13 protein-coding genes are annotated in these 16,287 nt (G+C 47.5%); all 13 read right to left on the reverse strand.

Features of this window, described 5'->3' with window-relative positions; genetic code table 11:
- Positions 1-334: 334 nt before the first annotated feature.
- Entirely contained in the window at positions 335-3,409 is a 3,075-nt protein-coding gene (locus QFZ81_RS30815) for a baseplate J/gp47 family protein (protein ID WP_307438318.1), read from the reverse strand.
- Positions 3,410-3,462: 53 nt separating this feature from the next.
- Positions 3,463-3,864 (reverse strand): GPW/gp25 family protein, encoded by a 402-nt coding sequence (locus tag QFZ81_RS30820; RefSeq protein WP_057304100.1) that lies wholly within the window; start codon positions 3,862-3,864, stop codon positions 3,463-3,465.
- An 18-nt stretch (positions 3,865-3,882) separates the two neighbouring features.
- Positions 3,883-4,608 carry a phage baseplate assembly protein V gene (locus tag QFZ81_RS30825; protein WP_307438315.1) on the reverse strand — a complete coding sequence of 242 codons (726 nt, stop codon included), beginning with the start codon at positions 4,606-4,608 and terminating at the stop codon, positions 3,883-3,885.
- Positions 4,608-5,696, reverse strand: a complete 1,089-nt coding sequence (locus tag QFZ81_RS30830) for a phage late control D family protein (RefSeq protein WP_307438313.1) — start codon at positions 5,694-5,696, stop codon at positions 4,608-4,610. The genes QFZ81_RS30825 and QFZ81_RS30830 overlap by 1 nt, the downstream gene beginning before the upstream one ends.
- A gap of 4 nt (positions 5,697-5,700) precedes the next feature.
- Positions 5,701-6,327, reverse strand: coding sequence for a CIS tube protein (locus QFZ81_RS30835; protein ID WP_307438311.1), 627 nt, complete (start codon positions 6,325-6,327; stop codon positions 5,701-5,703).
- 65 nt (positions 6,328-6,392) lie between these two features.
- The gene (locus tag QFZ81_RS30840) at positions 6,393-11,156 is read right to left on the reverse strand and encodes a hypothetical protein (protein WP_307438309.1); all 4,764 of its coding nucleotides are present in this window, start codon (positions 11,154-11,156) and stop codon (positions 6,393-6,395) included.
- Positions 11,157-11,219: 63 nt separating this feature from the next.
- Positions 11,220-11,663, reverse strand: a complete 444-nt coding sequence (locus QFZ81_RS30845) for a phage tail protein (RefSeq protein ID WP_307438307.1) — start codon at positions 11,661-11,663, stop codon at positions 11,220-11,222.
- A gap of 7 nt (positions 11,664-11,670) precedes the next feature.
- A complete protein-coding gene (locus QFZ81_RS30850) occupies positions 11,671-11,874 on the reverse strand; it encodes a DUF6760 family protein (protein ID WP_079410461.1) in 204 nt (67 codons plus the stop codon).
- Positions 11,871-12,248, reverse strand: a complete 378-nt coding sequence (locus QFZ81_RS30855; protein ID WP_057304095.1) for a hypothetical protein — start codon at positions 12,246-12,248, stop codon at positions 11,871-11,873. Before QFZ81_RS30855 ends, QFZ81_RS30850 begins: the two co-directional genes overlap by 4 nt.
- Positions 12,249-12,370: 122 nt before the next feature.
- Positions 12,371-12,805, reverse strand: coding sequence for a phage tail protein (locus QFZ81_RS30860; RefSeq protein WP_057304094.1), 435 nt, complete (start codon positions 12,803-12,805; stop codon positions 12,371-12,373).
- A gap of 42 nt (positions 12,806-12,847) precedes the next feature.
- Positions 12,848-14,581, reverse strand: coding sequence for a phage tail sheath family protein (locus tag QFZ81_RS30865; RefSeq protein ID WP_171694288.1), 1,734 nt, complete (start codon positions 14,579-14,581; stop codon positions 12,848-12,850).
- 126 nt (positions 14,582-14,707) lie between these two features.
- The gene (locus QFZ81_RS30870) at positions 14,708-15,511 is read right to left on the reverse strand and encodes a peptidase associated/transthyretin-like domain-containing protein (RefSeq protein ID WP_307605732.1); all 804 of its coding nucleotides are present in this window, start codon (positions 15,509-15,511) and stop codon (positions 14,708-14,710) included.
- Between the two features lie 12 nt (positions 15,512-15,523).
- On the reverse strand, positions 15,524-16,102 hold the full coding sequence (locus QFZ81_RS30875) for a Pvc16 family protein (RefSeq protein ID WP_307438300.1): 579 nt from the start codon (positions 16,100-16,102) through the stop codon (positions 15,524-15,526).
- Positions 16,103-16,287 lie beyond the last annotated feature (185 nt).

The following is a 16,287-nucleotide window of genomic DNA, read 5'->3' on the forward strand; positions in this document are numbered from 1 at the left end:
GTTGGAGCTACTGATTAGCAGTCTCTAAGGACCCTTATTTCTGTTAAATCCCCTCTTTTTATATGATATTGCCGAAATAAGAGTCTCTAGAGGCTTCTATTACAGCAAATTCAGCTAAAAAACAGAAAATAGAAGTCTTTAAAGACTCTTATTTGCCAGAACCCTTTCGTCAGTATGGCTGACTTCCAATGTTGCTGGGGAGTCCGGGGGTCCGGGAGTCCGGGAGTCCGGGAGTCCGGGAGTCCGGGAGTCCGGGAGTCCGGGAGTCCGGGAGTCCGGGGGTCCGGGGGTCCGTGGGCCGAGGCCCCACTTTCCCCCATCCTCGACTCCCTCACTACAAAGCGTTCACAACCACCTTGTGCTTGCCGCTCACAATGATCCCGTGCGGGAGCGCCGGAAGGCGGTTCACGTCGAGTTCCGTACGCTCGGCGTCCTCAATCTTGTATACGGTCATGTAAAGCTTCTCTACATGACTGATCACTCGAATTGATTTCAGCAACGCATAGAAAACGGAGGGGTGAATTTGTTTTCCAATTTCCCAACCTTTGCCGTCGAAATTGCCGGTTAGCGGATCGAGGAAACGGTTCAGCTTCTCCAACGCCTGAATTTCAGTAGCTACGACAGCGTCCATCCCCTCAACAGCAACGATCGCCGAAACGGAAATTTCCATATAGACCGGCTCAATCACTTGAAGCCGTTCCGGGAAAGCAACCAGGCTGGAAGCCCGCTGTAGAATATACCTCTCTACCTGCTTCTTCAGCTCTGGAAACGCGGAGCTTCCCTTCTGCCCTTCTTTTGGAAGCACCACTAAAGTCATAGCCCCAATTTCTTTGTGCATATAGGCGTTCCGATTCGGGATGCACGTGACTTTTGCAATGTTCGGATAAGCCTCACGCGCCAGCCACTCGTAGTCTTTGGACGATACAGCTCGGTCCCGATGCTTCAACATTTCTGGTCCGCGCTGCAAGGCTGACTCCAGCTTTTCGGCTTGGCAACCGCCTGACGCTGGTTCTGGGTTATAAACCTCACCGACGAATGCAATAGAGTCCTGCATCTGGTTAATCTGCCTAGCCCCTACGTTTCCGATTTGTCCGGACGTAACTTGGTAAGTTACTTTCAGCTGCTCCAGCCCACCCTTTGGCGGACGCATGCCATGGATACCGTCACCTACACGAATACGTCCAAACGTACGATCGATCATATAATGACGATCTCGATTTCCGGAATCTGCCATCTGACGAACCGCTGTCCAACGAACCCAAAGTTGAAGTAAGTTTCCTTCGGAATCTCGACTTATATCCATAAGAGGCGCTCCTGCACGTTCGTACTCGGCTATTTCCTCTTCAGTCACAAACTCCGTCTCATCCACCCATACCTCTTCGGAGACGATCCCGCTCCTACTGAGCTGATATTCCGTTTCTTCTAGACCTTTGGAATCGGGTATTTCCCCGATAATCGTCTCCTGCTGAAGCACTTGAACCGTATTCATGTACAGACCTTGAATGGTAGGAATTTGTATCCGATCGGAACTATCATCATATTTATCATCACGATTAACTGCACGAATCCAGTAGCCATCTTTACCAAACAATGACGCTCCAGCAAAATCAGATGGACCAACGAATTGCACGGTACCGCTCTGGGTCAAACCGTTCGTATCATCAATAACTTTAAGCGCTGCCCATTCGGGAAGACTTCCCGGCATCAAACCGGTACGCAAATACTCCCATTCGAGTAATGGCATGTCCTGCTCCGAAAAACGCTGCTGTTTCACTGAAACGAACATCGATATCGGGCCTTTTACTGGCGGTGTATCAAAAGAAAGATGCAAGGCAGGATGACGGCCCTCCAAAGGTTGAAAGGGCTCAAACCCGCCCTCAAACTGACGGCTATGCCGAGTCCGATCCTCAAACACCGTATTATTCAGCGCTAAGCAACGTTCGGCTGGATACAGACGATCATCATACTTATAGGTTAGGGACACATCATCCACCCAAGGTGAAAGATAGATCGCTTGCGCCACATACGCATTCTCAATATGTAAAATCCTCGCCCGGATCCAGCAGTTTTCATTGCCGTTCACATAAGTCGCTTCTAGATCATCCGGACAGCGGAAGTGAATTTCTTTGCGTACCTTCTGCTCCTGCGGATAATAAAACAGCTTCTCTGCTTCCTTCCCCACATCCAGCCGCAACCAAGTTGCCCCATTCCAATACTCCCAAGCAACCTCCACAACGGTGACGTGAGTAACTGGCGGTTTATCGAACTTGGACTTTTTCATCACCATTTTCCAATCGACTTGTTCCGTCAGCTCCGGTTGAAACCGATTCTGAATCGCTTGCAGCCCGAAGCTCAGCTTAATATCGCCGTCTTTTTTCGTAAACACTTCCTGACTCCCGATGTAAAAAGAACCATATAGCGCAAACTGATCACCAAACGGATAGAACCCCGATGGGTCCGCGCCAATATCATTGTAAAACATCTGATCAGGCCGAACGCCACCTGTTTCCAGTGTATCGACATAATCGGTTTTAAATGAGATGTTATCCATGGACAACCTGCTGTCCGACAGCGTTTTACCACCGCTTATGAGCGGCTTTAAACGGCATTGTATCCAGCGCCCGGATGCCCCGTTCACTTCTCGCAGAGCAATCTCACCCGCCACTGCTTTCAATAAAATAACCCGATTACCTCTAGCCTCTACGTGGTCAAAAGCCTTCCAACCTTCCTCTGTGGCATACAGCCACTCGGTTAGTTCAGGATCCGCCAATTGGCTGGACATCGAAAGTTCGTCAAAACGTCGCTTCGAGTTACGGAATTCGATTTCGATACGTGCCGTATGATACACGGTGAAAAGTGAGCTGTGCTCCAAATAAATGGCATGCTCCTGTAAATTGTCGCCATCCTGCAAGCGGAAAAGCGCTGTCGGTGCTGCATATCCTTGCCGGGATGCCGTGACGAACTCATCAGAAATGCGAATGATCATATCCTGTTTGCGGCTCGTCATGTATATATCTGTAAGTAACGCGGGTGTCAATAAGCTACTCCGTGCTGTCTCATACAGGATACTGCCTTCTTCTGCTGCAGCGGCAACTTGCGTGCCTGCCGAGATGAACACGGATTCCTTCGTACCCTCGTTCAGTGCAAACGTTAAGTAACTTCGGGCAGGACGTGCCGGAAGCAGCGTCACATCGAACATGTTGAGAAACGATATCAAATTTTTCGTAGGCACTCGGTTCAACCGTTTGATATTGTCCTGAAACATATCAGCAAACATCAAGAACAGCGCGGAACCCGGGTCCGGATTGTCAGGCGTAAACCGCCACTCTGGCGTATAGTACGGCGCCATTTCCTTCATTTGCGCGATCAACTCGGGTAAATCTCTGGAATCAATTTTGGGAGGTTGCACAGCTCCACCTCCTCTCTGTACGTATCGTCATCGCTACCGCAGCCAGCCTCTCTCTATTTCGATCCTTCAAATAAATAAAATGGATATACTTGGTTAAATAAGTTATTGGTCGTACGTACCAAATAGGAAATATGAATCATCACCTTAGCAGGGTCATCTGCTTCCGGAATGGCTTGTACATCAACTTCGTGAACCCTAGGTTCCCAGTTGCGAATGGCTTCCTCAATATTACTTTGGAGCAAATGAAGCGTTGTATCGTCCGTTAATCCGAAAATAAATTCCTGAACACCGCATCCAAAGCTCGGGCGCATAACCCGCTCCCCTTGTGTGGTCCCCAGAATAACGCGGATCGCTTCGGCGATGTCTTCCTCATACTCAGACATTCGGATTCGCCCTGTTGCAGGATCAACCTGAATGGGGAATTTCCAGCCTCGTCCCAAAAAAGCTTCCGACACCTCGTCACGCTCCTCTCGTTAATTGATTTTGACCATACTGCCCTTAATATTAATGATACCGTCGGACTTCAGATCCAGTGTTGCCCCAGCCTTCAGAGCCATCGTGGCAGAAGCTTCTATGCTAATTTGGGTGGATTTGATTTTGATTTCCTTCGTGCTCTCAATGCTGACCTCGCCTTTGGCATTCAAGGTGATCTTCGAGGTTTGGCTCACAACCGAAATTTCATTTGCCGAGCCGCCCTTGATCAATATCTTGTTATTCCCGCTTGAATCCGCGATCGAAATACTCTCATCCTTATCCTTCAGCTCGATGATTTGGCCTTTTTTCGTTTTAATCGTAATGCTCTCATCACCGCTTTTATCATTGAACGATAATTCATGGCCAGAGCGTGTTTTAATCATGCGCAGATCATTTTTCTCCGCGGGAGCAGGCGGCTTATTCTTCGGATTCCACAGCATGCCTATGACGTAGGGCTGGCGGAGTTCTCCCAGATGGAAAGCAACTAAAACCTCATCATTCACTTCCGGGATAAAAAGACTGCCCATATTATTGCCGCCCATTAACGTCGCGATGCGGCACCAATCCGTTTCGGTCTCTGTTTCCTGCATGGGAAGCTTGAGCTTCACTCGTCCCATTTTATCAGGATCGGCATTATTCGTTACAATAGCAACCATGACGCCATCTAACTTCTGACTAGCAAAATCAGACACGCCACCTATGGTAATATCGGGAGTTTTGAACATTAGACCGCATTTCCTCCCAACTGAAACCGTGTAGTATAGCCTTCATCGTCAAAAATGTGTGTCGCCCCAGTAATATAATAAGTCTGGTCGAACGATTTCCCAACACCACTGAGCTTGATATATCGCCCTGCTCGTATCTCAGGAATCCCAATACATTCCCCGTTACCGCTAATCAGCTTCATCGCTCGGCGATTCAGGATCGCATTTGCATAGCTTTGCGCTTCTTCCACGGAGGTCACATTCGTGTACATATGCTCGACGAAATCACCTTTAGATGCCAAGATATCCTTGCCCGTCTTGCTGTTCGAGCCCAGCTTCGTAATGCTAGCCGATTTACCTTCGATCACTTTCAGCTCTTTATTATCCCAGGCCCGAACGGTTACTCCCGTAATTTGCTCGGCTAAATTCATATCAATCATTAAACTACGGAGGGTTTTCCCCATTTCTAGTGTCATCAATGCCGTCATAGCCGTGAGCGGCTTACGGAAATATAAGTTCTTCCCCACAACAAAGAAATCATAGTTAACCAAATTAGCTAAATTTTGAATAAAGTGATAGTCATTAATCTGACTCTGCGAAAGCGCAGGAAATTCCGTCGTCGTTGCATCAATATGTGTTTTGAAGCCATACGATTTGGCGATTTCATCAACAACATCACTATATTTCTTCTTATTCCACGAGCGAGACTTGGTCCCTTTCATCATAAGATAAGAAATGTCCATCCCCCGCACGACGAGGCCAGGAGCACCCTCTTCCGGGAAATCAACAACAACGGATGTAATATGTCCCGAAAATACAGCGGTCATTTTGTCTACATAACCTAAACTGATCTCAATGGCTTTGCCTAATGAGAACGTAGACAGCCACTGGAACTCATTATTTGTAATATCGTACGCATTCGCAATTCGAAACGAAAAGGAGTCTGCGGTTCCATCGATAGATGTTTCAACGCGAAGAATATCAATGGCAATCGTGTCCGATATTTTCGTTCCATCTACGCTAATTAGATAGGAAGGCGCATAAAATTCTTTGTACTTTTTGGCCAACTCGTCATAGGGAAAGGAGCTCGTTTCTAATTCTAAGGGCATCGGCTTAATCCAGCCTCGGGACTGAAATGCGGCGTCCCGTTGCGACTTTCATTGGATTATCTATCTGATTGGCTTTGGCGATTTCCCGCCATAAGGTTGGATCCTCGTATTCCGTTGCAGCAATCATCCAAAGCTGTTCCCCTTGATTCAGCATCTTCAACTTCGTCCGGTCGGCCGAATGGCGGGGTATCTGCTTAAGCTGGTCTTTCTTGCTCAGCGTGGATTTAAAGGTCACTTTCAGCTTGGCACGAACCGGAACTCCGGTTTCTAGAAACATCGTGAAGTGCTGATTAACCGCCACAACTACCCCCTTGAAGTCCAGAGAACCCCAAACAAACCGGCAAAGCGGCGGTGCATGAATCTCCTTCTCAACATCCAGGAGACCTGAGATTTTCTTCGTAAGCAAACGGACGTCCGTCCCTTTTTCGTAGGTGTCAAAATAAAAATCCATGGACAGCGTCGTTGTCCCTCCGCTCACGAATTGAGCGATGGGCATGGACAGACCCGGCACTGTTTTCCAAGAATAGCTGTTATTCGTATCTAGGGTATACTCACCCGGATTGAACATCACTTGTACATTTTCTGTTTTGCTTCCCTTATGAACGATAATCATTGCTTTCTTGAGCGCCATAGGTGTCTGTCCTTTCTGCTTTTATCTATATACTTAACGTTATTAACGATTCACGATGGAAATAATTAGATGCCTCGACGCTGCCGCTCGAACTTCATCTTTTTCTCAATTTCGCGGTAAACTTTGTCCGCGATTTTGGCTATGTCCAGCTGCGGGAGCTGTTTCATCAGCTCCTGCAGCTGCTCCGCACTTAGCTCCGGCGCCGCCTGATGAACCGGCGCTTCTGGGGTTGAGGCTTCATCTGCGCTTGCTTTGGTGCGCAGCCAGTCCATCTCCAGCGGCGATTCGGCTAGCGCGCTGCTGATCTCTACGGCTGGAGCTTGCTTGTGCTCCAGCGTGGGTTGAAGTTGTTGCGAGGCTAAGTAATCTTGCCTCGCGCTTGGCGTGCCGCTGAACAGCGGCGCGCCTTGGTTTGGTTGGCCGGCGTTCGGCACGCCGCCGGCTAGTGTTTGCCGCTGCACCTGCGTGGGCAGCGGCTTGATTGCTGCAGCAGCCAAGCTTACGCTGCTGCTGTGGGTCATGCTGGCGCTGCGCTGAGCGCCAGCTGTAGTTGCCCAGGCGGCGCTGCCGATGGCAGCCGCCTGGGTGAGACCCGCAGGAGCAGCGCGAAGCGCTCCTGCGCTGCTCGCCAGCAGCGGCATGACACGCGGTGTCATGCTCACGGGCTGGCGAGCCGTCGGCGCGAGCGCAGCACGCGCGCCGCCGACACTCCCTGCTGCCCGCGAAGCGGCAGCAGCCTCAAACCCTTGAGCGCGCTCCTCTTCCAGCGCGCTCACTCTAGCCCGAATGGTTCGTTCCGCTGAATCTGACTGCAAGCCTCCGGCTTCCACTCGATTCTCCGAACCATTCCCTGCCTGCAGCTCGCGCTCGCTGTCATCGACAATGACTTGTCTCTGAACATGCTCGACTTGCGCCCTGCGCCAAACGGCTCGGCCGGTCTGACTCGTCGTTTGCCCAGCAACCCCTTCGCCTGCTGCTCGATAATCCAACCTTTGACTGGTTTTTCTTGCACCTGTGTGAATATCCGCTGTTCGCCCGGCTTCTCCTGAGCTTGTTCGACTCTTCACTTGTCGGGTCATTGCTTCCCCCGTCCCAGTTTGAGTCATCGATTGTCTAGCCCCGCCAATCTCTGGTCGAATTGTCGTCGCTACCTCGGTATCGATCTTTCTTTGTATCGCAGCTTGTTGTTCTCTTACTCGATCGATTCCCGTCGGCCTGCCCGTTCTTCTTACCATGTCCACAGGTGTCCGGCTTATAGTTCCTCTAACAAGTTCCAATGAGGTATGGCTTGCTTCTTCATTACTTGCACTATCACTACTTGTACTGTCATTACTAACTTTTTTGCTAGCTTTGTTACCAACCTTTTCATTAGCTCTTTCTCGGATGGTTCCCATTACTGCCTCTATAGTCGTTCCAGTCTCACCTATCGGCCTTTTTTCAGCTTGCCTCCAAATGGCCCGAACGGAAGCTGGCTCTGATAGCTCAGTATTATGGGAGAAGCTGCGCTGTAAGCCTATTTGACCTGCATTCACTGTAAGACTGGGACCAATCTTCTTCAAACTGTTTTCAACTACTTTTGTAGCTATCTCAGAAGCTAAACTTTGGGAGGAGGGGAGGACACTGTGCGGCTTAGTCCCTAATCTGTCTTCGTTCGCCCTTGCACGTTGTTGTCTGCCCTTTTCCGACTGTCTCGAGCCTTCTGACTCAACAGGAGTACGAAAAATCCGCCGAGTCTCCTGCTTAAGTGATCCTGCTCTAGCTTGTAGGCTAGTTTGAAAACCATCAAGTCGATTCTCTGAATCAGCTTTCCTTTTAGCTTCTGCCGCCAAGTTCAGGCTTGTTCCTATTTTCTTGACACTGGATTCGGCCATTTTTGCAGCTAGTTCAGAACCCAAAGTTGGAGTTGAACGTATGCTTCCCACAGCAGGAGTTAATTTTTCTTCCACTTGTGACGCATATTGTTGCTTCATTAACTCACTATTCACTTCGTTTCCTGCCGCCTTACGAAATACACGCCCAACCTCTTGCAGCTGAATACTGGCTTGCAAGCTAGCTCGATATCCCTCAAGCGGCTTCATAGCACCCAGTGCATCTGATGTTTGGTCCCTAAGTATCACTGACCTTGCAGCTACTGGGAAATTCCGACCCATTTTCATGCTTGTTTCATTTTGCTCTTCAGGTTTCGAAGCAGCTCTGAGAACACGCTGTGAATCCTGTAAAAAAGAACTGGCTTGAAGACTGGCCAGGTATCCCTCACGGGGATTTCCTTTTTGGTATGTCACTCTAATAGCACTAGGCTTGGAAGATAGTTGTGCACTCCCGGATTTCCCTTGTGCTTTTACATAAATATCAGTACCAAGATCAGCTTCTACAGCTGCTCTTGTACTCCTATTTGGTTGTAGTGGCACTGACTCAGAGTGTGACTGCATTCTCAATTCCACATTCGGATTCGCAGCTGATCTCGTGATGGCTAGGGGATTATCAGCGTTACTTAGCATGATATTCTCCCTGCGCATAATCCGCGGAATGTGAGTAGTCATTGCTAGATGATCATAAATCACCTGTAATTTTTTTTTTGAAACTGTATGTATACTCCCAACAAATGAATCATTAGAAGAGTTTTGTCTTTGTTTTTGTCGTTGGACCAGCTGCTTTAGCAATTTCTCGTTGCTTTGAATTTTCACAACAGATTCTAGTCCATTTTCCATCACATTAGGTTTTCTATGTATCTGTGAAGGAAAAGCAGCCTCATTGTATGGAGTTGATTCAATACCCTGCTCAGCCACTTGCTTAGTAACTAACTTGATGAGGCGTTCCATCATGGAGGAGCCTCGATTCCTCTTGTTACCTTCACGCGAGCTTGAACGAGTTTCCCAATTTTCATATGAGCTAGCTTCCGAAATCGGCTGCTGCCCAGTTCCCATCTCAAGCTTTTGACCGGCAGAAGAGATTGCCTCTAGCAGCACTTGTTGGTGTGTATGTTCATATTGCAACAATTGATTCAGTACTTGATCCTGGTTTCGATTTTGATTCGGTACCTGATCCTGTACTTGATTCTGTACTTGATTCTGAGCTCGATTTTGCACCTGATTCTGCACTTGAATCTGCTCATTATCTTGGGCGTGATCCCACTCTTGCATTTTTTCCTGTTCTTGCCCTCGCAGTCGTTCTTGCAACTGTTCTTGTTCTCGCATATGTACAAGTTCTTCTACTTGTTCTTGTACTCTATCTTGCCATTGCTCTATACCCTGATCTTGCTCCAGTGATCGTTCCTGCGCTCGATCTTGCACTTGCTCGCTACCCTGATCACGCTCCTGCGATCTTTCTAGCACTCTTTCCTGCTCTAGATCACGAATTCGCTCTACTAGTTCCTCTTGCTCTTGCCTTCTCACCAAAGCCAAAGCATCAACTTGATGCACCACTTGATCTATTAGTCGTTCTTGTCCTAATCCTTCTAGCTGCTCTTCCCGCTTACGCCAAACATGTGGCACACTCTGCCGGGCTCCCCTTGATGTGGAAGCATGCATAGCAAAAGGCAAAGTTGAAGTCAACCGCGCTGCATTAATAGCTAACGGTTGCTGACTAGCAGCCAGAAAACCTCTAGCAGTTGAAGCTTCTTCCTTGCGATTTAGTTTCCCATCGCTCTTTGGCTCACCTATCGGCGACAATAGAGCAGTTGGCGAAACATCCTCCATATCATTGACATTAGCCATATTTCTGACAAGTAAGCTTCTAATAAAATGTACAGAAGCAGGTGCTTCCGCATTCGAAAAAGGCCCCTCACCAAGCTTCGGCAATGAGTTCACATACCGCGGTTGTAAGCTTTGTTTTCCCCTTTGCAGCGTTTGTGTTTGGGCCACACCATTTAAATAGAGCTTAGCTGCATGCAGTAGTGAAGGCTGCATCCCAGTTGTAGATACCACAGAAGGAGCAATAGCAGAATGACCTGCCTTGGCATCAGGCAAACCAGCGCTTGGTTTCCCTTCTTGGAACTCCTCTATCCATTGCGATGTATGCCGAATAGCATCCACATGTTTAACTACCTGCACATGATTAACCAGAGGTGCAGCTCTATGCACGATTGAGCGCTGCGTATGTATTTTTGTATGTTGAGGTCCATTCACCGATTGCGATTGTTGATTCGGGTTACTGCTTTGGGCATGTGAAAGCATCCCAATTGAAGCGGTAATTTGCCGAATAGAACGCTGGATTAACGGTGATATCCCTTTGTTAACGTAGTTAAATGAATTTGAATTCTTTGGCGGCATCGCCTGCTTCTCACCCAATATCTCATGAGCAGCGGTAGCTTGAAGATTCATTTGATTTACGGATAGGTCCGCATTCTTTTTGCTTTTTCGTCCTTTTTTCTTGCTCTGCTTGTCAGCAAGTACTTGCATCTGTTGGTGAGAAGATTGTACATCCGGTTGGCTTGAAAAATGATCAACAGTCGTCTGTGAAGCAAGCCTATATCCACTATTCGTAATCAGCTGCTGTAACTGACGAATCGTTTGCTTTTTCGTAATAAGCGGTGCTGATTCGGGATGCTGCAAGCTTTGAAGCTGCAGTTGCAGCTGGATAACCCACGACTGATCATTCGACTCCGTTAAGGCCGATAATTCCTTATCCGTAAGAATTCCTTTTTGTTTAAAAATTAGAGCTAATAGACCTAAATAGTTATTACGCCAAAATCCGTATTTACCCATAATACCGGATGCAAACTGTTTGGACTGCCTGGCTGCACGTCCTGCAGAACTACTGCTTGCGGCAGAAATCTGTAATAGGCCCTTGGTTCTCTTCACTCGGGGTTTATGCGATTGTCGAGATTTCATGAACAATCCCCCTAAAAGTTTTGCTTTAGCAAAACTAGCATCGTAAGCATTTACTGAGCACACTTATTTTTTGAAAATAGTTTTCAAACCGGCATGCACCAGCTCGATCGACTCGATAGCTACATTACCGCTGCTGGCATTCAAATCAGGTCCGTTCCATTTCACCGGAAAAGCACTAAAAAAATTCCATCGGCACATCTCCGTGCCTGCCTGGTTGTGTAAAATAATGGAGCCATTTTTACGCTTTATTTTGCCTTGGGCGACACCATTGTACCATTCCCAGAGCTCGCTGGAAGTGGTGATGCCTCTTTTTAGCACAATATTGGGATACTTCGTATGTTCGATCATATAGTGGGGGTGCGTGTTCACGCCGCCTTCCCACAAGGGCTTAACTTCCGTTTCAGACTTCATGCCAGTTACTTCAGAAAAACCGCCGACAATGAGTCCGTCCAGCTCTACCTCGAACCGGAATGCGCCACCTACGTTATGCAATTTGGACTGTTTCACTTGTTACTCACCTCTTACCGAACACATCAAACGGATTGTCAGGCTGCTTTTTACCATCGTCGTTCAGATTGCGGTTGATGCGGGATATTTCCTCACACCACGTTCGGCGCTCCCGGTGCTCCATTGACATGATTTCATCATGTGTCCAATGAAAGTAGTAAGCAATAAAGCCCGCTTCCTCATAGATCTTGTCAATGGGATAACCCGTTATGCCCCCGCCATCTCGTCCAAAAAAGACACATCCACATCAAACTCATGCTCACATTTCGGACAGCTAGTGTGTACTCTCGGCACTTCCATTTCATTAATTTGACGATAAAAGTTTTGCAAGAAGGCTAGATCGGCCGTGAAGAACTTCTCAACCACACGTGTATCAATCGCACGCAGATCACCTAGGTTGGTAATCACACGAGTAAGTAAGATGATCGTTAAATAGCCCGGATTTTGCTGGACGCGTTGGTCACGCATGGGTAGGATTTCATCCGCAGCTGTTGCTAACCGCATAACGCCTCTCTTGTGCAGCGTACCGTTGTCATCCACATATCCTCTAGGCAGCTCGAATTCATATTCCGTTTTGAAAGCCATGATGTTACCCCCTTAGCATTATCAAAGAAAACTTACTGCGTAAGCAAACTAGCTTAGCGCCTGAAAAAAAGAAGAGTTAGGAACCGGAGACTTCGTGCTCCGGCGCCTACTCTAGTGCTGCATTACTTCGTGCGTGTCATGCCTTCGTGGGCAAGCTCTAGGCTCTCAATGGCAATTTCATTGCCTGTACCTTTGAAGCTTGGAGCAGAGTACTTGGACGGCCATGCTTCAATAACCTGCCAAGTCGCTACGTCTGCGCCTTCTTCGTTGATTGCGATGATCGTGACCGTTTTGCGGGAAACTTTCCCCTGAATCGACTCCGACATCCAGTTATACATGTCCATGGAGTCAGTAACACCCCACTTTAGTGAGATGTTGCCATATTTCGCAAGTCCCGGAAGCTTCCGAGGCGTAATGGTTTCGTTTCCTTCGCGGTATTCAATTACCGACAGGGATGCGTCAAATCCAGAGATTTCGCTGAAACCAGCTTGCTGAATACCTTCTACTTCAATTCTAAATCTAAAATTGCGGTATGGATCCCTACGTTCGCCAGCCATATAATACCCCTTTCCTAATATGAGAAATATCTAACGTTTCGACTATTCTTCTCTTGTTTTCTGAGTAATACGGAAGATGACGAACTCGGCAGGTTTGACCGGAGCTACCCCGATCACACAGATAAGTCGACCGTTGTCGATGTCATCCTGCGTCATTGTGCTGCGTCCGATATTGATATAGAACGCTTCGGAAGGACTTCCGCCCATTAAGGCACCGTCTCTCCAGACACGAGTTAAGAACGCATCAATGGTTCGTTGTACACGAGCCCAAAGCTGTTCATCATTCGGTTCGAATACGACCCAGTTCGTGCCATTCTTGATGGACTCTTCAATGAAGATGAACAAACGTCTCACGTTCACATATTTCCATAAACCGTTCGACGACGTTGTACGAGCACCCCATACACGAATACCTTGTCCGGCAAAAGCACGAATCAAGTTGACGCCTTGTGGGTTCAGGATATCTTGCTCGCCTTTGTTATATTGGCAATCAAGACCCACTGCGCCACGAACGACTTCATTAGCAGGCGCTTTTTGAACGCCACGCGTTTGGTCGGAACGGGAGTAGATACCAATAACAGAGCCAGATGGCGGTATGTATATATTTCTTTTGTCTAATGGATCGAACACTTGAAGCCACGGATTGTACATCGCTGCGTAACTGCTGTCAAAGATGTTACGGTGCGTCATTACATCGGCTACTTTTGTTTTCTCTCGTGGAATATCAAGAACGGCAAAACGGCTGCCCAAGTTTTCGCAATGTGCTACAAGAGATAATTGAACCGTAGGCTCAGTTACGCCCGGAATCGCGATGATGCTAACAACATCGTTGTCGATGAAAGACTGGATACCTGTACGTTTACCAGGTCCACGGTCTACACCCATGAAGATATCAGGAGTCACTTGCGCGATTGAACCGTTGCTTCCGCCAGACAATGCGATTTGGAATTTGCCAACCGTTTCACTCTCACCTGAGAGCACTTCGAACGGAGCAACAGCACCCAGATCCTTACCATCTGTCAAATCTTTCACCGTAATGATGTTCGAACGGGAAACAATTTTCTCAATGTGGTTCGCTGCAGAGATATTTAGGGACACTTTCTCATAAGTCTCTGCTTCATCGCCGTAGAATACATGCAACGTGAATTCGCTAGTTGTTAACACTTTGGATGGAAGCAGACCGCTATCCACAACATCCCCATCAAGCGCTTCAGCAAGCTCAATAATGTTGTCTTGGGAAGAAACGACTTTGTTGTACTGCTTCTGGCCAGCGGCTTCGAAGGCAACAACATCGCCGACATTGAAACCAGCATTATTTTTCACGCGATATTGGGTCTCGCTCAGCACTTCATAGATTTGCGTCTTAGCTTTACTTGACGGAACAACCACGATACGAACTTGGTTACCCCATGTCCCTGGGTTCTTGGAAGCAATCTCCAGAATCGCAGATTCTTTGTTCGTTGCCGCTTTGTTCGTTGCTACCTTAGCGTCAGTTGGCGCTACACGCATGACATAACAGCGAGAACCTCCGTTTAAATAGAAATGCTCAACCGCATAAGAAAGGAAACGATACTCACCGAATTCATTCTCGGACAAGTAGCTGCCGAATAAACGATGGAAATCAGCTACGCTCGTAACCAGTTGAGGGACACCTTCAATTTCCCCTCTTTGCGCAAGCCCTATAAACCCGGCCGTACTTGTGCTTGCACCTTCAAGCGGTTGCGCCCCGCTGTCAAACTCTTCCACATAGACTCCAGGTGATAAATAGTCAGCCATTGTTCCCCAGTTCAGTCAGATGGCACTTCTTGCAAATCAATACGGCCACAGACATGAAACCAGTTCTCTCCTTTCTGCTTGTCATTTTTGTATAGAAGATGGACGTGTCCATTCTACTAATTAGGGTTAAGTGAGCCGAATGATGCCAAGGTTCGTCGTTGTTCCTTCTGCTACTATTACTTCCTTCATAATATGCCGCCGATCTTCGCCGTATGTAATAGCCAACTCTGTCTGAAAGGACGGAATCCGATTGCCACGAAAAGCTACAACAGCCTCTCCTTTTTCTGTAACTCGGCTTTCTTGGATGGGCAGCAGCAGTGCACCACGAGTGAATACTTTAGTCAGCTTTTTCTCTAGACGAAAACGCTTTTGATGCTCCAATACCTCAACAATTCGAATTTGCTCTTCGGCAGCTTTAGATCCGCGTCCTCGAAGCAAGTAAGAATCTCCAACTGCGATAACACCTGTAAACGAACCCAGTGTTACTTCAAGTGCTCCCTTGTCGGCTTGATCTGCCATAATTCGAGCGCGGGCACACTCTTCCGATAGTATCATCGCTTGCAGCTGGGCATCCCTCAAAGGAGCTCCGGCTGCATCCTGCAGCATGACTCGGATAAGTCCTGTTCCTTGCGAAAAAGGATAAGAAGGCAGCGGCTTTAACTGAACAACCTCTATAAAATTACCGGTTCCTACTGTGATGAGAGTTTGTTCCTGAAAATAGTGCTCGTTGCTTACTATAAGACGGTAATCACCGGGCGGTAAATCGTTGAATATATAGGAACCATTCGATTTACGAATTGCTTTCGAACGGGTGCCTTCCAGATAAACAGTGGTCGTGTTGCCAAGAGGAGTTTGTGAGGTAATTGCATCGATGACGCATACAACCAAAGATACGCGGGTTTTCAATTGCGATACGCGAATGTGATCCACAACCTAAGCCCCCTAACCCTGTATACGAAAATCGGTTTCCGAAACTCTTTTGGTTGTCTTGATGCGGGTTGAATCGATATTTATTGGCCCAACTGAATAGCTAACAGAGAGTCTGTAAGGGGTATCAGCAAAGTTCCACATATTCAGGATGCTTTCTCCTTTAAGAGGCTCCATGACAATGCGCACTTCTTCATCTTGCTCTGCTAGAGTTCCGAGGGTCATAGAACCTCGAAGTATAGAATGATCGTAGAGCACTTGCATCGCTCTTCCTAGTATCCTATGCTCATCCAGCGCTCTGGATTGCAGCTCTGCTGGTGATTGTACCGTCAGCATGTAGCTAAGATCTACAACCATAGGCGGATACTGAATTTCATTCGTCCCTCTGGCAATCATGTGGGTACGACGATTATCGCCGCTTTCGCGGACGCTGTACAAATAAAGAGATAAGTAGAAATCCCCTTTATCGACAGGCGAAGCAAGCCCAATCATCTCTGGTTGAGGAATGGGATCAGGTGTCATATTTTCTCTGAGAAGCTTGATTAAAGATGCGCTTACATCTGCAATTACAGAATAATCGCCAATAGGAGTCACTTCCTGCCTCAAAATACCTATGTAATGTAATGAAGATGGTAAGGATTATGTCATATTGTGTATCTTTTTCTATTATAATTGCAATTTACTAGGATGACTATAGGGATAAAAATTATTTATTTATAATTCTGCTGGTCAACAATTTGGGTGGCTAGCTTGTGCTGAGCGTTTACGATGTTTATCAT

Source organism: Paenibacillus sp. V4I9 (genome assembly GCF_030817295.1).
Classification (GTDB): Bacteria; Bacillota; Bacilli; order Paenibacillales; family NBRC-103111; genus Paenibacillus_E.